Origin of the sequence: Mesorhizobium prunaredense, assembly GCF_900156895.1 — a bacterium.
Taxonomy (GTDB): Bacteria; Pseudomonadota; Alphaproteobacteria; order Rhizobiales; family Rhizobiaceae; genus Mesorhizobium; species Mesorhizobium prunaredense.
The window spans coordinates 85,524-101,343 of sequence record NZ_FTPD01000045.1 but is presented as its reverse complement, the minus strand read 5'-3'; the positions used below and the strand labels follow the sequence as shown (position 1 = coordinate 101,343).

Genomic DNA, 15,820 nt, shown 5'->3' with positions numbered 1-15,820 from the left:
TTCGTCGCCGGTGACGGATTCTGATCCTAGAGGAAACCCCGCCGGATGCCGTATTGGTCGAGTTTGCGATAGAGCGTCGGCCGGGAAATGCCGAGCCGCCGCGCGACCCGACTGAGATTGCCGCCCTCGGCTGCCAAAGCGTTCTTCATCGCCTGGCGTTCCGCCTCGACGAGTGTGCCTCCAGGCAACTCGGCCGACAGGGTCTTACCATCATCGGACGTGGCGCTGGGCGCCGCGATTTCACCGGGGAGATCGTGGAGCCCGATATCTCGGCCCCGCGCCAGGACATGTAACCGCCCGATCAGGTTCTTCAGTTCGCGTACATTGCCCGGCCAATGATAGGCGAGCAGGGCATCGAGCGCTTCTTGCGAAAATTCCAGCGGCTCCTCGCCAGCTGCGGTGGCGATCTGCCGGTTGAAATGTTCGACCAGCAGCAGCACATCCTCGCCGCGCGCGCGCAGCGGTGGAACAGTGATCGAAACCGCGCCAATTCGATAGTAGAGATCGCGGCGGAAACGGCCTGCGTCAATTTCGTGCTTGAGATCGCGATTGGTCGAGGCGACCAGGCGCACATCCACCGGGCGGCCCCGGCTGTCGCCAATGCGGTTGACCACGCGCTCTTCCAGGACACGCAGCAGAAACGGCTGGATCTCGAGCGGCAATTCGCCGATCTCGTCGAGACTGAGGACGCCGCCATGGGCGAGCTCGAAAACCCCCAGTTTGCCTTCACGCGAGGCGCCGGTAAAGGCGCCGGCGACATGGCCGAACAACTCGCTGCCGAACAGGTCCCTGGTGATCGCCCCGCAATTCATGGCGATGAACGGATCGTTCGCCGTGCGCCGGCTGCCGGCATGGACAAGCCGCGCAAACAGCTCTTTCCCGACCCCTGTTTCACCTTCGACCAACAGCGATGTTACGCTGCTCGACCGGGCGACGCGGCAGGCGACGTCGATGGCGGCATGCAGCGCTTCGCTTTCGCCGACGATCATGGCGACAGCATCTTGAAGATGCTTGTTCACTTCCCGGTGGACCACCGCCGCGCTGGAGACTGCCGGCACGGAGGGGAACACCAGCGCCGCGCCGCGGAGGTCGCCATCGAGCTTGAGCGGGGTGATATGGCAGGATCGCAGATGGGCCGGCAGCGCCCTGGCAAGGTCGGCTTCGGAGCCGGAGGACGGAAGGTTCATCAGCCAGCGGCCACGGCCTGGCTCCATCGGGCCGTCCATCATCTCAGTGGCCTCGCCATCAGGCACATTGTTGCAGAAGATGGCACGACCGCGGTGGTCGACGATTACCAGCCCGTCCTTTCGACGGTAGCCGGGAGCCGATGAAATGAAAGCTTCGAGCAGGCGCGTGCGCTGTTCCTGCTGCTGTTCGGCCAATGCCTTTTCGATCTGCCGGGCTGTCGCGGCGACGAGCGCGGTGTTGTGCGGCCTGAAGATCGGCGAATAGCCTGACAGGTCGACCACACCGATGATCTTGCCGTCCAACGGGTCGCGAATCGGCGCGCCGGCGCAGGTCCAGGATTTGATGCCGGCGCAGAAATGCTCGGCCGCATGCACGAAAGTCGGCTCGCCGGTCCACAGCGCCGTACCGATGCCGTTCGTCCCGACGGCATCCTCGTTCCATTTGCCGCCGATGGCAAGGTGGATATCCATGCCGTCATGCAGCGTCTTCTTGTCGCCGATGGCGTCGATCAGCACGCCGTCGCTGTCGGCCAGAACCAGCATCGCGCCGGTCCCGTCCAGTAACTGGCCAAGCGAGGCGAACGACCGCCGCGCCGCCGAAAGCAGTTCTGCATTGGCCCGAGTCAGATATTCGATCGCGTCGCGATCACTGCTCAGCGGCGCTTCAATGCCTTGAGCGTTGATGCCGCCGGTGGCACTGCGGTACCAGGAATCGTGAATGAGGGAGCGGACGTGGCTTGGGACAGGATCGCCGGCGCATTTGGGCTCGTCAGCCAGAAAACTTTCCCAGGCGCGCATGGTGGCACGCTCGTCATAGTCGATGTTGCTCAGAGCCATTTGGCCGGTGGCCAGCGAAGTACGCGCCGGAGGGGCATCGATCTTCATCTGATTGGGGGCTATCTCGCGTTTCATTCAGTCATCACAGAACCTTTGAGGTATGCCATTTCTGTATGATGTCGCGGTCGTAGGCTGCCGCGGAGTGGACGTGAGGAAGCACGCCCATGCCTGTCGCTCAGTCGATGCCGAGTTTCGCGCCGATGTCGGCGGCAAGCTGCTCTTCGGTATAGGTGGCAGCGAGGCGGGATCCGTCCATGTCGGCAAGCGCCTCGGCAACGATTTCGTCAACCGGCGAGAAGAAGCCATTCTGCTTTGTTGCCAGCACGAAGACCTGGTCGCCGCCGCGGTTTCGGATATCGCCGAGGTGATGAAGTTGGCGGCCGGTGTTCTGATCCTTCGAGATGACGCGGCCGTTCATGGTGACATGGATGGACGGTTTGGCTTCGGTCACAGGCGCGGCACTGCCGCCGACATGGATGATCAGACCTTCCGCCTTTGGTTGCTGGCGTGGCTTCCTGGAAGCTGAATAGCCGCCACCGCTGATCTGGTCGGCAAGGCGGACGATGGTCGACCGGTTCTGCTCGATCAGTCTTTTGACTTGTGCGTCCTCGCGCCGCGGGCCATCCCGCTTGGAGATAATCTCGACCATGAATCCTCCCAGATTCGCCCCGCGTCGCCGTTTCTTCGTTTGAGGTGAACCCTACACCGCCTCGGCGAAGTTCGCCATTCATATCAGATAGCGCCAAAATTTGCTTTGCTGGTAGCAGGTGGCTGCTACACGGGATTTCCGATATCGGACGTTTTGAGTAATGCCCGCTTGTCAGGCTGCCTTGTTCGTCAAATTCCGAGGGTTTGCTGTCGAGTTGTTGCCTGTCGCGCACGTCACGCTTTCGCACGACGCCTTCGGCTAGGCCTCGCTCCTACAGTTCGATCACCACGCCCGAACGGGGCGAAACGCCCGCTTGCTCAAATGCACGCCCGCTGCCATGCCGGCCTCGGCATGCGGCTTGGCTTCATTGAGGCGGCGGTGAAAGGCGAGAGGCTCGATTTGCGACGGACTATCTGCTCGCCAGCGTCGCTACAAGATCGCTGAAGCGTTCGCCCTGGATGCTGACATGCTGGCGCAGCAGCGTGCGCGCCTGCTCCGCGTCGCCGGCGAGGATTGCTTCCACGATCGCGCCATGCTCGGCGAACGAGGTGGCAACGCGGTTGCGCACGCGCAGTTGGAGACGCCTGTAGGGCTGCAGACGGCGATGCAGTGCGACGCACTGCTCGGCCAGAAAACCACTGTGGCTGGCAGCGTAGATAGCTTTGTGAAAGCGCTCGTTATCGTAATAGTAGGCGTCGCTGTTGCCGGCCGAAAACGAACGCTCGCAATCTGCATGCGCGGCCAGGATGGTTGTGCGATCGGCATCGGTGAACCGTCGCGCGGCCAGCGAACCGGCCAAGCCTTCAAGTTCCGCCATCACCTCGAACATTTCGAAAATGCGGTGCGGTCCCGGATCGATCACCACGGCACCCCGGCGCGGCCGGATCTCCACCAGCCCGATTGCGTTCAACTGCATCAGCGCCTCGCGCACCGGCGTTCTCGACACGCCGAAGCGTGTTGCCAATTGCACCTCGTCTAGTCGTGCACCGGGGGCGAAGTCGTTCGAGATTATGCCGTTTTCAATCTCGTCACGTAGGCGCTGAACGACATTCTCCGACATTTTTTGGGCCTTTCAATGCAAGATGATAAATCTTGTATGCAAGAATGTTGACTTTGCGTACAAGGTTGTCTAATAACGATACCACAAAAGGCAAGTTGCACACAAATGGGTGGGCGCATCCGAGCACCAGCACGCGTCGAGACCGCGCGGCGGGTCTGCTTGCGCCGATTTCGATTTTGCCAGGAGGGGCTCCGACATGGCAGGCATCTCGTTCTTTAGCGATATGGTGCAAAGCATTACCGATCGCGGCCGCAGGCTGCTTGCGGCAGGGGCGCGCAGCGAGCCGGTCCAAGCCGAAACGAGTATCGAAACCCTCTGCGACATGCTTTTGTCGAGCCGGGGCGAAGCCTCGGGCATGGCGTTGGCCGCCGAGGTCCTTCAGCGCTGGGCTCAACTGGACGCTGCCGGTCAGCAAGACTTCGTGCGAATGCTGCACGAACAGTTCGGCCCAGACATGGCCAAGCTTGACAAAGCCATCGAGCGCTACCGCAGCGACAGGAGTTCGGACGCCGTCATCGAACTGCACCAGGCCGCCGAGCCGCGTCGGCAGGAACTGGTGCGCAGACTCAACCTGGCCCCCAAAGGCACGGCAAGACTGGTAGAGATGCGCGAGCGCCTGTTAGCCATGAAGGATGCGACAGAACCGTTTCGCGCCGTCGATGCCGACTTCGCCCACCTGTTCGGCTCATGGTTCAACCGCGGTTTTCTGACCCTGCGTCCGATCGACTGGTCGACGCCAGCCGACATCCTGGAGAAGATCATCAGATACGAGGCAGTGCATGAAATCGCCGGCTGGGAGGAACTGCGGCGGAGGCTAGCTCCAGCCGACCGCAGGTGCTTTGCGTTCTTCCACCCGCGTCTCGCAGACGATCCGCTGATCTTCGTTGAGGTTGCGCTGACCCGGGCGATTCCGTCTGCCATCGCTGATGTGCTCGATGTAAACCGTTCGCCGATCACGGCCCAGGATGCCACCACCGCTGTCTTCTATTCGATCTCCAACTGCCAGGACGGACTGCGTGGCATCTCTTTCGGGAACTTTCTGATCAAGCAGGTGGTGGAGGATTTGCGCCGCGACTTGCCTGGCTTGAAGACCTTCGTGACGCTGTCGCCGGTTCCGGGTTTCGCTGGCTGGCTGGCAAGACTGCGCAAGGCGGCCGATGCCAGCCTCGATGATCGGACCCTCAAGACGCTCGAGCTGCTGGACGATCCGAGCTGGGCGGACAATCCGCAGAAGGCACGGGTCGTCGAGGCTGTGCTCCTCCCGCTCGCCGCACGCTATTTCATTAGGGAACGAGCCGCCGGCAGACGGCCTGTCGACCCTGTGGCGCGTTTTCATTTGGGCAACGGCGCTCGCCTTGAACGGCTGAACTTCCTCGCCGATCGCTCCGCCAAGGCGATGCGGCAGTCCCACGGCTTGATGGTCAACTACTTTTACAAGTTGGACGACATCGAGGCGAACCACGAAGCCTTGGCGCAGCATGGCGAGATCGCTGCTTCGCCGGAGGTCAGAAAACTGGCGGCAACCGCTTCGACCGACACCGATATCGGCGCCCCGGTTCGTCGACGCCGCACCGAAATGCAGAAAACCTAATAAGCAAGTTGGGAGGAGTTCAATGAGCAATCACCTGTTCGACGCCATGCGAGCATCCGCCAAGTCAGGCGAGTCGATTTTCATCGAGACTATTGATGGTCGGCGTTGGAACTATGCAGATGCGCTGCGGCTCTCCGGACAGATCGCCAGCGCAATTGATGTGCTCGGCGTTCGCCCGGGCGACCGCGTCGCGGTCCAGGTGGACAAGAGCCCGCAGGCTCTGATGCTCTATCTCGCATGCGTGCGCTGCGGGGCGATCTATCTGCCGCTGAATACCGCCTATACGCTGGTTGAACTCGACTATTTTATCGGTGACGCCGAACCGCGGCTCGTCATCGTCTCCTCGAAGTCGCGAACTGATGTCGAAAGGATCGCGCACGGCTACGGCGCGATTGTCGAAACACTCGATGCCGACGGCACCGGGTCGCTCATGGAGTTGGCCCGGGACGAGTCTGCCGATTTTCTCGACGCGGCGCGCGCGCCTCACGATCTCGCCGCGATCCTGTACACATCTGGGACCACCGGCCGTTCCAAGGGCGCAATGCTGACGCACGACAATCTTTTGTCCAATGCAATAGCACTGCGCGAATGCTGGCAGGTGACGGCAGCCGACCGGCTGATCCACGCGCTGCCGATTTTTCACACGCATGGGCTCTTCGTGGCGACCAATGTCACGCTGATTTCCGGCGCCTCGATGTTTCTGCTGCCAAAGTTCGAGCCCGAGGAAATCCTATCTCTGATGCCGCGGGCGACGCTGATGATGGGCGTGCCGACCTTCTATGTCCGGTTGCTTCAGCATGAGGGCCTGAACCGGGAGACGGTCGCCAATATCAGGCTGTTCATCTCCGGCTCCGCGCCGCTGCTCGCTGAAACGCACGCCGCATTCAAACAGCGCACCGGTCACGCCATTCTCGAACGCTACGGCATGACCGAAACCAACATGAACACCTCAAACCCCTATGACGGCGAGCGAAGGGCAGGAACAGTCGGTTTCCCACTCCCGGGCGTGTCGGTGAGGGTCACCGATCCGGCCACCGGCGAGACGCTCGGACCAGGCAAAACCGGCATGATCGAGATCAAGGGCCCGAACGTTTTCCGGGGTTATTGGCGGATGCCTGAAAAGACGGCGGCGGAGTTCACCGAGGACGGCTATTTCATCAGCGGCGACCTCGGCAAGATCGATGAGGCGGGCTATCTCCACATCGTCGGCCGCGACAAGGACCTGGTGATCTCCGGCGGCTACAACATCTACCCGAAGGAAGTCGAGGGTGAGATCGATCAACTCGACGGTGTCGCCGAGAGCGCGGTCATCGGCATCGCACATCCGGATTTCGGCGAGGGGGTGACGGCCGTCGTGGTGCTCAAGCCCGGTGCCACGATGGACGAAAAGGCCGTGCTGAACGCGCTGCGCGACCGCCTCGCGCGCTACAAGCAGCCGAAACGGGTGATCTTCGCCGAGGACCTTCCGCGCAACACCATGGGAAAGGTGCAGAAGAACCTTCTGCGCGACCGGTTCAGCAACCTTTACATGCCCGCCTCCTAGGAGGCGCTGACGACCCTGCGTTGGTGCTTGGGAGCGAGACCAACGCAGGCTGATCTACCACCGATGGAAATGAGAACGGGCGCCTGAAGGCGTTTCCCGAGGGAGGAAGCTATGAACATCCAGATTCTGTCGATTGCGCTGCTGGTCGGCATGTTCGTGATCGCCACCATGCAGCCGATCAATATGGGCGCGCTCGCCTTCGCGTGCGCCTTTCTGGTCGGCTCGCTCATCATGGCCATGAAGCCGGCGGAAATATTTGCTGGCTTTCCGAGCGACCTCTTCCTGACACTGGTCGGCATTACCTACCTGTTCGCCATCGCCCAGATCAACGGCACTATCGATTGGCTGGTCGAGGGCGCGGTCAAACTGGTGCGCGGACATGTGGCGTGGATTCCCTGGGTCATGTTCCTGGTCGCCGCCGTCATCACCGGCTTCGGTGCGCTCGGACCTGCGGCGGTCGCCATCCTGGCCCCGGTGGCGCTGGGTTTTGCGTTCCAGTACCGCATCAATCCGGTCATGATGGGATTGATGGTTATTCACGGTGCGCAGGCGGGCGGCTTTTCGCCGATCAGCGTCTATGGCGGCATCACCAACCAGATCGTCGAAAAGGCGGGGTTGCCGTTCGCGCCGACATCACTGTTTCTCTCCAGCTTCTTCTTCAACCTGGCCATCGCCGTCCTCGTATTCTTCGTCTTCGGCGGCTCGAAGGTGCTGCGTAAGTATTCGGTCGCCTCGGGACCGCTGCCTGACCTCCACCCCGAGGGCGTGACGCAGTCAATCGTCGGCCACGGCGGCACGCCGGCTACTCCGATCAGCCATCACGTCTTTGAGGAGCAGACAAAAAATGTGTCGGCGCTTTCCGGCCTGACTACGGAAAGGTTGACGACATTAGTCGGCCTAACCGCGCTCGCGGTCGGCGCACTTGTCTTAAAATTCAATGTCGGCCTGGTGGCGATCACTGTCGCGGTCGCGCTCGCGCTCCTCTCGCCGAAGACCCAAAAGGCAGCGATCGACAAGGTCAGCTGGTCGACGGTGCTCCTGATCGCCGGCATCATCACCTATGTCGGCGTCATGGAGAAGATCGGCACGATCGACTACGTCGCCCACGGCATTTCAAGCCTGGGCATGCCGCTGCTGGTTGCACTCCTCCTCTGCTTCACCGGCGCCATTGTATCGGCATTCGCCTCGTCCACGGCATTGCTGGGAGCCATCATTCCACTGGCCGTGCCCTTCCTCCTGCAGGGACAGATCAGTGCCATAGGTGTGGTTGCCGCCATCGCGATCTCCACCACCATCGTTGACACCAGTCCGTTTTCGACCAACGGGGCGCTGGTCGTCGCCAATGCCCGGGAAGCAGAGCGCGAGAGCGTGCTGAAGGCGTTGCTGATCTACAGCGCGCTTATCGCCATCATCGGCCCTGTCATCGCCTGGCTGGTTTTCGTGGTCCCCGGGTTGGTTTGAACGGTCGGCCGCTTCCCGGACATTCCCAATCAGTCTGGCCGCTCCGGTGCAACTTGACCGGCGGCCAGGCTTGACACCCGAACCGGATCTGGTCGGCGTCAACAAGAAAAACGGCGGCGCAGCCAGAACCGGTTCCCTATCAAGGCAGCCGTTGGGCCGATAGCGCCGCCCGCCCTGCCTGGCGGGCCGTCGCTGCTCATGCAGCGGGTGAGGGCGCGTAGCGGCTGCCCAGCGAATAGCGGCTGCCGACATAGGTGAGCTTGTTGACGGTGGCGACCGCCGCGCCCGACCAGGTCCGCCGATGCAGGAGCAGGCAGGGGTCGCCGGGTCGGATCATCAAATGGCGGGCCGCCGTCTCTTCTGCCGCGACGGCCGAGATCACATGCTCCACTTCCGTCAGCGGCGTCGCCCGCTGCAGGTAGTCGTAGGTGGTGGTCGCCACGAAATCTTGCCGAAGGTAGTCCGGTGCGAGCGCCGGATTGACAAAGCGTTCCTCGAGCTGGACGGGCACATCGTCCTCGAAATGCACGATGATCGAATGGGCGACCGGTCTGCGGCGCGTGAACTCGAAGGCGACGACGAGGTCCAGCGCCGGATTGCGGATCTTCTCGAGGACGACGACTTCGGCCCTGTGGCGTGCGCCGCGCGCGGCGATCTCGCCGGCGATGTTCCTGATTTCGATGAGGGCCGATTGCGGTTTCGGCGGCGCCACAAACGTGCCTACGCCCTGGATGCGCAGGAGGTGGCCTTCCGAGGTCAGTTCCCTCAGCGCCCGGTGCACCGTCATCCTCGAGACGCCGAGCGTGCTGACCAGCTCGTTTTCGGAAGGCAGCCTGCGGTCCTTCGGCCAGTTGCCGCTGCCGATATTGCCGAGCACGTAGTCCTTGACCTTTTCGTAGAGCGGCCCGGCGGTTTCGGTAAGCCTGATCATCGTCCGCTCTCCATCCGGACGATGGTCTTCAACCCGCCGCTCGCGCCGGCGATCAGGCGCTGGTAGGCGGCGGGAATTTCGCCGATCGCGATCTCGTCGGAGACGAAGCGCGACAGCGAGGCGGCAAGATCGCCAAGCATCGCGACGGCCGGCGCAAGCTCGTCGGCGAAGGCGTGGCAGCCGACAAGCGCGATCTCGCGCTCGACCAGCAAGTTGGGGTCGAGGTCGAGGCGGCCATGCGAAATGCCGACCAGCGCCAGCGTGCCGCCGCCGGCCAAGACATCGAGCAGCCGCGCCATCACCGCCACGCTGCCCGTCGCGTCGATGGCATGGCGCAGATTGGGATCGCAGGGCAGGGCGTCCAGGTCGACGACGGTCGCGCCGCTCACCTTGGCCACAAGCTCAGCACGTGCGCCATTGCGGTCGGCGACGAGGACCTGTCTCTCGCCCGGCCGCGACAGCAGCAGCGCAGCCAATCCGCCGATCGGGCCGCAACCAGCGATAAGCACCGGCGCTCCGGCCGGCGCCGCCAGCCGCCGCACCGCGTGCAGGGCGACCGCCAGCGGCTCCGCCATGGCGGCGGTCGCGGGATCGAGCGTGGGGTCGTGGCGCACAAGCAGCCGCGCCGGCAGCTGCGTCTCTTCCGCGAAGCCGCCGTCGCAGACCTCGCCTACAAAGCCAAGTCTGGCACAGACGTTATGCCGGCCGGCCCGGCAGGCAGGACACTCGCCGCACCAGAAGCGCGAATCGGCCACAACCCGGTCTCCGAGCGCAAACTGGGACACGCCGGCCCCCACGGCGATCACTTCGCCGGCGAACTCATGCCCGGCGACGCTCGGCGCGCGGCTGATCCACTGACCGGTGCGGAAGTTGTGGAGGTCGGAGCCGCAAATGCCGGCGGCCGTCACCTTGAGCCGCACCCAGCCAGGCGCTGGTTCGCCGGGAGATGGCACGTCCTCAACCCGCAAATCGCCCGCCGCATGGAGTCTGGCCGCCTTCATCATCCGCTACCGCACCAGATATCGGTCGCGCACGTCGGAAACGGCGTGTTCGTGCGAGGAAAAGCCTTCATAGCGGGCAAGCGTACGGGCATGACGCGCGAATTCCGGATAGGCCGTCGCCGTCACGTAGCCGATGGAAGAGCGCTTGACGAAATCCGTGACCGAGAGCGGTCCACAGGTACGCGCCCAGCGGCTGGTCGGCAGCACGGCGTTCGGGCCCAGCCCGAAATTGCCGATCGAAACCGGCGTGTGCGGCCCCATCAGGATCTCGGCGGCTTCGGTGATGTGGCCAAGGTGCGCAAAGGGATCGGTGGAGAGGATCTCCAGATGCTCAGGTGCGTAGTCGTTGATGAAACGGTAGCTCTCCTCGATCGATGCCGTCAGCACGATGCCGCCACAGGCACCGGTCAGCACCGCGGTGGAGAACGCTACCCGCTGATCGGTCATGCGCGCCCAGTGCTCGGGCAGCGCCGCCAGTGCCTCCTCCGCCACGCGGCGGCTGTGGGTCACCAGGTAGGCCGACGAGTCCGGCCCGTGCTCCGCCTCGATGAGGAGGTCGAGCGCGGCCAGTCCGCCATGCACGCTGTCATCGGCGAGGATAATCGCTTCCGACGGACCAGCGGGAAGCCCGGGATCGATGACTCCCGCAAGCAGCCGCTTGGCCGCAACCACCCAGGGGCTGCCTGGACCGACGATCTTCAGCGCGGCCTTGATCGTCTCCGTGCCGTAGGCGACCGCGGCGACCGCCTGCGCGCCGCCGCATTTGTAGACCGTTTCGACGCCGGCGAGGCGCGCCGCAACCAGTGTCGCTGCGTCCACCGAACCATCGGCCGCTGGCGGCGTCATGATAGCAAGCTCCGGGACGCCCGCCACGACGGCGGGCACTGCGGTCATCATTGTCACCGAAGGGAACGCCCCCTTGCCGCGCGGGACATAGAGTGCCACCGAGCGGATCGGCGTGAAGCGGTCCCCGGCATAGGCGCCGGGCCGCATTTCCTTAAGCCACATCGCTTCCGGCTTCTGCTCTTCGTGGAAATGCCGGATGTTGTCGATGCCGAAGCGAATGGCGGCGACCACGTCCTCATCCACCATGCCGAAGGCCGCGTCGAACTCGGCGGGGCTGACCTTCAGCCGCGCGGCATCGAGATCTGCCTTGTCCAAGTCGCGGGCGAAGCGGACGAGCGCGGCGTCGCCTTCTGTTCGGACCGCCTCGATGATCGGTGCGGCCTTCTCCATAAAGCCGGAGAGATCTGTCTCTGAGCGCCGCATCAGTGCCGCTCGACTGGCGGCGTCGAGTTGGCTCAAGTCGTGGAACGATACGTTTGGCATAGGATTTCCTTTTCGACCCGGCGGGCCGGCATTCCTCATTTCGATTTCAGGAAGATGTCGAGCCCGACCAGCCTGTCGAGCAGGAAGACGGCGACAGCCGAGCAGGCGATGAAGACCACGGAGATCGCGGCAAGATCCGGCGTGATGATCGAGCGGATGGAGTTGTAGATCAGCACCGGCAGCGTCACGATGCGGGCATCGACGAGCAGCAGGCTGACCAGGAACTCGTTGAGCGCAAGGATGAACATCAGCAGCGAGCCGGTGATCACCCCCGGCATAACCGCCGGCAGGGTGACGGAGAAGAACACCTGGAGCGGCGGCGCGCCGCAATTGGCGGCGGCCAGTTCAAGGTCCGGGTCAAGCCCGGTGGCACTCGCCGTCACCGCCCAGATCATGAAGGGAAGGTTGATGACGCAGCAGGCGATGCCGACCGGCCAGAGCTGGCCGAGAATGCCGGCGTTGCCGAAAATCAGCATGAGGCCGATGCCCGATCCGATCAGCGGGATGGTAAAGGGCAGCAGCAGATAGATCTGGATCGTCTTCTCAAAACGCACCGCATATTTCGCCAGCGCGATGCCAGCCAGCGTGCCCACGGGAATGGCAACGATCGTACAGACCGTCGCAACCTGGAGCGTGCGCAGGAAAGCGTTGCGCAGGTCGGAGGCCTGCGAGATGCGCGCATACCACCGCAGCGACAGCCCGTCCGGCGGAAACGTGATGATGTTGCCGCCGGTGAAGGAAGCGCCGAGCACGACGACCGTCGGCGCCGAAAGCGTCACCAGGGCGATCGTCACCAGGGTCCACAGAACAACCGATTTGCTGCGCGAGCCGCTCACGCCCGTGACCTCCCCATCGCAAGCGTTCCGGCTCCGAACAGCGCGAACACCAAGCCGACGAGGATTGACCCGAGCGCGACCAGCATAAGCGCCAGCGTCGCGCCAAGGCCCTGATCGGACGTTCGGAAGAACTGGTCGTAGATGGCGTTGGCGATGAAGTCCTGAGAGCCGCCGCCAAGGATCGCGGGGACTGCGAAATCGGTGAGCGAAAGCGTCAGCACCACCACGCCGGCGCCGATAAAGCCCGGACGAGCGAGTGGCAACACGACATGGATGAACGTGCGAACCCAGCTCGCGCCGAGCGATCCAGCGGCCGCCTCCAGTTCTTCGGGAATGGCGGTGAGTGCCGGCGCCAGCATCAGTACGGCGAAGGGCAGCATGTACTGGACGAGGCCGAACAGCACGGCGGGATAGTTGTAGATGAGCCGCATCGGGGCGACCCCGACAAGGCCGAGCGCCTCGTTTACCATGCCCTGGTTGCCGAGGATGATCAGCCAGCCATAGGCACGCACAACCTGGCCGATGAAGAACGGCAGGAACAGCGCAATCAGCAGGAATTTGCGCAATCCTGGCGAACGCGTGCGCACCATCAGATAGGCGTAGGGAAAGGCGAAGACGAGTGTCACAGTGGTGACGATCAGGGCGGCGATGAGGCTGCGCTGCGCGACAACCAGGAACAGCGGCTCTGTCAGCGCCCGCCGGAAGTTGGCGATGGAATAGTTGTCCGAGAATTGGAAGGTGGTGGTGTCGAGCGTGCGCAGGCTTGCGTCCGCGATCTGGATGAGACCGAGCACGAGCAGTCCGACCAGCAGCACCGCCGGAAGCAGCATCAGATAGGGCGTAGCGCGCCGGAACCGCGCCGGCCAGATGGCGGCGGCAACACCTTCCAGCGTATCCATGATGCGCCATTTGAGGGGATAGGCTGTCCTGGCTGCCCGCATGAGAAAATCCGTTTCCGACGTCGTGAAGGAGCCGGTGCCGCCAGCGCAGCACCGGCCGACCCGGCGTCAACCCTGCATGATCGCCTTGAACTTGGAAAACCACTCGCTCTCATTCTCAACCTGGATCTTCGACGAGATGCGGATGAGGCGCTGGAAATCCGCTTCGGTGGTCGGATAGGACGGATCGCCCACCAGATCCTTCGGCGGCGTGAGGCCCGGCACCACGCCCGGCAAGCCGAGGCCGTCCAGCCAGACCTGCTGGGCTTCCTTGGTCAGCGCATGGTTGATGTATTGCTTGGCCCAGTAGAGTTCGTTTTCTGGCAGGCCCTTGGGAATCCACAAACCGTCCGTGTCGAATTTCGCACCCTCCTCCGGCACGACCCACTCGATTTTGACCCCGTTCTTGCGGGCCTCTCGGGCGTTGGTCGAGATGGTGCAGGCGGCATCGATCTCGCCGTTCTGGAACCAGGTGGTGAAGTCGGGATCTTCGCCCAGCAGCGGCTGCTGCGCCTTCATCTTGGTAATGAAATCCCAAGCCGGCTGCATGTTGCCGGGTATATCCTCCAGCTTGCCGCCACCGGCGACCTGCGCGGGGAAATGGAAGCCGATGCCGTCATTGTAGAAGGCAAGCCGGCCCTTGAACTTCGGGTCGAGCAGGTCTTTCCACGACTTCGGCGGTCCGTCCGGAAACGCCGCGGGCCGATAGGCCAGCACATAGACATAGCCGTAGGTATTGACGATCGGGAAGCCTTCCAGGCCGGCCGGCTTGGCAAGATCCGTCACATTGGCGAGGTTCGGCAGGTCGGAGAGGTCTTCCGTCACGCCGCGCAGTGCCGATTTCGTGGCATTGGTGGTGGTGTCCCAGTTGATGTGGATCGGCGGGACCCGGTTCTGCGCCACGGCCGCCCAGACCTTGGGCTGGATCTCATTGTCTTCGGTCAGGTCGTGACGAACAGCAATCCCCGTCATTTTGGTGAAGCTGTCGGACACGCCGGCCTTCAAACTATCCACCCAACTGCCGCCCCAGGCGCGCACGATGATCTCCGCCGGCTTTTCCGGCTCCTGCGCATAGGCGCCGCGCAGGCCGAGCGCCGAGGCGCCGCCGAGCGCGGCGGTGGCCTGAAGGAAGGTTCTGCGAGAAAGATGGGATAATGTCGGCTTGAAGCGCTTCATCTGCATTCTCCTCTGGGTTTGACCGGTTTCCGGTTCTATCGAAAAACAAGCATGTCCCTGGCATTCCACCCCAGGAACACGCTTTCGCCTATGTCGAACTGCGTGTGCGCGGCGGGATCATGGTCAAAAACGCGAATGACCTCGTCGCCAATCGCGGCGCAGGCGACCTCGTAGACCATGCGCTCGCCTTCGAAAATCGTGTCGGTGACGGTCCCGGCCAGCACGCAATCGAGCGTCAACAGCTGCGCAGCATCGCCGGCGAGACGGATCTGTTCGGCGCGGATCGCTCCCGATGCCTTGTCGCCCTCGGCCGGCGGATTGGCCGGATCGCCGAGCTTTCCGGCAAGCATCAGATCGCCCCGAAAGATAGAGACGTCGCCCATTTCCGATACGGCCCGTACCGTGCCGGCAATGAAGTTGGTGACGCCGATGAAATTGGCGACGAAGGCGTTGCGGGGCTGGCGGTAGGTGTGGATCGGCCGTGCCTTCTGCTGGATCTCGCCCTGATCCATGACGACGATATCGTCGGAAACCACCAGCGCCTCGCGCTGGTCGTGGGTGACATTGATCGTGGTGACGCCGAGCTCACGCTGGATGCGGCGGAATTCGAGCTGCATTTCCTCGCGCAGCTTGCGGTCGAGCGCAGCCAGCGGCTCGTCGAGAAGCAGCAAGTCGGGCTCAAACACCAGCGCGCGCGCAATCGCGACGCGCTGCTGCTGCCCGCCGGACAGTTCGTGAATGCGCCTGCCGCCGTAGCCTCCGAGCCGCACCAGCGCGAGATATCGCTCGACGCGGTCGGGAATGGTGCGTGCGTCGCGCCGACGCATCTTCAGCGGGAAGGCGACATTCTCGGCCGCCGTCATATGTGGAAACAACGCAAGCCTCTGAAAAACCATGCCGATCGACCGCTTGTGCGGTGGCACCGCGCTCACCGCTTCGCCGTTGATGAAGATCTCGCCGCTGCTCGGGGTCTGGAACCCGGCGATCATCCGCAGGAGGGTTGTCTTGCCGGACCCAGAAGGCCCGAGAATGGTGAGGAACCGGCCCTTCGGCAGATCGAAGGACGCATTCTTGACGGCATGAACCCCATCGAAGTCCATCCCGACGTTGCGGACCGTGACTGCGATTTCCCTGCCGCCTTCCGCTTCGCGTGAAGCTACGGCCCGGAAAGGCTCCTGCATTGCGGTTCCCCTTGTTTGTCGCCGGTCGCATGCAAGAACGTCCGGCGCTGTGAGGTGGTATATACAACCATATACAAGTCGGGTCTACTCGGTTCTTGTT

The 15,820-nt window shown here is 63.2% G+C and carries 13 protein-coding genes; 3 read left to right on the top strand and 10 right to left on the bottom strand.

Going from position 1 to position 15,820, the window contains the following annotated elements; all coding sequences use genetic code 11:
• Nucleotides 1–26 precede the first annotated feature (26 nt).
• The 3 genes from BQ8794_RS24335 to BQ8794_RS24325 all read right to left on the bottom strand — a co-directional run bounded on the left by BQ8794_RS24335 (nt 27) and on the right by BQ8794_RS24325 (nt 3,733).
• The gene (locus BQ8794_RS24335; RefSeq protein WP_077381158.1) at nt 27–2,099 is read right to left on the bottom strand and encodes a sigma-54-dependent Fis family transcriptional regulator; all 2,073 of its coding nucleotides are present in this window, start codon (nt 2,097–2,099) and stop codon (nt 27–29) included.
• A gap of 100 nt (nt 2,100–2,199) precedes the next feature.
• A complete protein-coding gene (locus BQ8794_RS24330; protein ID WP_077381157.1) occupies nt 2,200–2,673 on the bottom strand; it encodes a hypothetical protein in 474 nt (157 codons plus the stop codon).
• Between the two features lie 409 nt (nt 2,674–3,082).
• Nucleotides 3,083–3,733: a GntR family transcriptional regulator gene (locus BQ8794_RS24325; protein WP_077381156.1), complete on the bottom strand. Its 651-nt coding sequence runs from the start codon at nt 3,731–3,733 to the stop codon at nt 3,083–3,085.
• Nucleotides 3,734–3,929: 196 nt separating this feature from the next.
• Between BQ8794_RS24325 and BQ8794_RS24320 the strand changes: the two genes are divergently transcribed.
• The 3 genes from BQ8794_RS24320 (at nt 3,930) to BQ8794_RS24310 (ending at nt 8,328) form a co-directional block, all read left to right on the top strand.
• Nucleotides 3,930–5,324, top strand: coding sequence for a malonyl-CoA decarboxylase (locus tag BQ8794_RS24320; RefSeq protein WP_077381155.1), 1,395 nt, complete (start codon nt 3,930–3,932; stop codon nt 5,322–5,324).
• Nucleotides 5,325–5,346: 22 nt separating this feature from the next.
• Nucleotides 5,347–6,867, top strand: coding sequence for a malonate--CoA ligase (locus tag BQ8794_RS24315; RefSeq protein WP_077381154.1), 1,521 nt, complete (start codon nt 5,347–5,349; stop codon nt 6,865–6,867).
• 111 nt (nt 6,868–6,978) lie between these two features.
• A complete protein-coding gene (locus BQ8794_RS24310) occupies nt 6,979–8,328 on the top strand; it encodes an SLC13 family permease (protein ID WP_077381153.1) in 1,350 nt (449 codons plus the stop codon).
• 196 nt (nt 8,329–8,524) lie between these two features.
• On the opposite strand, the gene hutC is transcribed toward BQ8794_RS24310, so the two are convergent.
• The 7 genes from hutC to BQ8794_RS24275 form a co-directional block, all read right to left on the bottom strand.
• On the bottom strand, nt 8,525–9,259 hold the full coding sequence (gene hutC / locus BQ8794_RS24305; protein ID WP_077381152.1) for a histidine utilization transcriptional repressor HutC: 735 nt from the start codon (nt 9,257–9,259) through the stop codon (nt 8,525–8,527).
• Nucleotides 9,256–10,260 carry a zinc-dependent alcohol dehydrogenase gene (locus BQ8794_RS24300; protein ID WP_077381663.1) on the bottom strand — a complete coding sequence of 335 codons (1,005 nt, stop codon included), beginning with the start codon at nt 10,258–10,260 and terminating at the stop codon, nt 9,256–9,258. The genes hutC and BQ8794_RS24300 overlap by 4 nt, the downstream gene beginning before the upstream one ends.
• 6 nt (nt 10,261–10,266) lie before the next feature.
• Nucleotides 10,267–11,589, bottom strand: a complete 1,323-nt coding sequence (hisD, locus tag BQ8794_RS24295; RefSeq protein ID WP_077381151.1) for a histidinol dehydrogenase — start codon at nt 11,587–11,589, stop codon at nt 10,267–10,269.
• A gap of 35 nt (nt 11,590–11,624) precedes the next feature.
• Complete coding sequence (locus BQ8794_RS24290; protein WP_077381150.1) at nt 11,625–12,425, bottom strand: ABC transporter permease; 801 nt, start codon at nt 12,423–12,425, stop codon at nt 11,625–11,627.
• Nucleotides 12,422–13,366 (bottom strand): ABC transporter permease, encoded by a 945-nt coding sequence (locus tag BQ8794_RS24285; protein ID WP_077381149.1) that lies wholly within the window; start codon nt 13,364–13,366, stop codon nt 12,422–12,424. Before BQ8794_RS24285 ends, BQ8794_RS24290 begins: the two co-directional genes overlap by 4 nt.
• Before the next feature lie 66 nt (nt 13,367–13,432).
• Complete coding sequence (locus tag BQ8794_RS24280; protein ID WP_077381662.1) at nt 13,433–14,539, bottom strand: ABC transporter substrate-binding protein; 1,107 nt, start codon at nt 14,537–14,539, stop codon at nt 13,433–13,435.
• Between the two features lie 35 nt (nt 14,540–14,574).
• Nucleotides 14,575–15,720 (bottom strand): ABC transporter ATP-binding protein, encoded by a 1,146-nt coding sequence (locus tag BQ8794_RS24275; RefSeq protein ID WP_244555087.1) that lies wholly within the window; start codon nt 15,718–15,720, stop codon nt 14,575–14,577.
• Between the last annotated feature and the right edge of the window lie 100 nt (nt 15,721–15,820).

Excerpts from the sequence above, each read along its gene's own strand:
- BQ8794_RS24335 (WP_077381158.1), bottom strand. The coding sequence starts at position 2,099 with ATGAAACGCGAGATAGCCCCCAATCAGATGAAGATCGATGCCCCTCCG.
- BQ8794_RS24330 (WP_077381157.1), bottom strand. The coding sequence starts at position 2,673 with ATGGTCGAGATTATCTCCAAGCGGGATGGCCCGCGGCGCGAGGACGCA.
- BQ8794_RS24325 (WP_077381156.1), bottom strand. The coding sequence starts at position 3,733 with ATGTCGGAGAATGTCGTTCAGCGCCTACGTGACGAGATTGAAAACGGC.
- BQ8794_RS24320 (WP_077381155.1), top strand. The coding sequence starts at position 3,930 with ATGGCAGGCATCTCGTTCTTTAGCGATATGGTGCAAAGCATTACCGAT.
- BQ8794_RS24315 (WP_077381154.1), top strand. The coding sequence starts at position 5,347 with ATGAGCAATCACCTGTTCGACGCCATGCGAGCATCCGCCAAGTCAGGC.
- BQ8794_RS24310 (WP_077381153.1), top strand. The coding sequence starts at position 6,979 with ATGAACATCCAGATTCTGTCGATTGCGCTGCTGGTCGGCATGTTCGTG.
- hutC (WP_077381152.1), bottom strand. The coding sequence starts at position 9,259 with ATGATCAGGCTTACCGAAACCGCCGGGCCGCTCTACGAAAAGGTCAAG.
- BQ8794_RS24300 (WP_077381663.1), bottom strand. The coding sequence starts at position 10,260 with ATGAAGGCGGCCAGACTCCATGCGGCGGGCGATTTGCGGGTTGAGGAC.
- hisD (WP_077381151.1), bottom strand. The coding sequence starts at position 11,589 with ATGCCAAACGTATCGTTCCACGACTTGAGCCAACTCGACGCCGCCAGT.
- BQ8794_RS24285 (WP_077381149.1), bottom strand. The coding sequence starts at position 13,366 with ATGCGGGCAGCCAGGACAGCCTATCCCCTCAAATGGCGCATCATGGAT.
- BQ8794_RS24280 (WP_077381662.1), bottom strand. The coding sequence starts at position 14,539 with ATGAAGCGCTTCAAGCCGACATTATCCCATCTTTCTCGCAGAACCTTC.
- BQ8794_RS24275 (WP_244555087.1), bottom strand. The coding sequence starts at position 15,720 with ATGCAGGAGCCTTTCCGGGCCGTAGCTTCACGCGAAGCGGAAGGCGGC.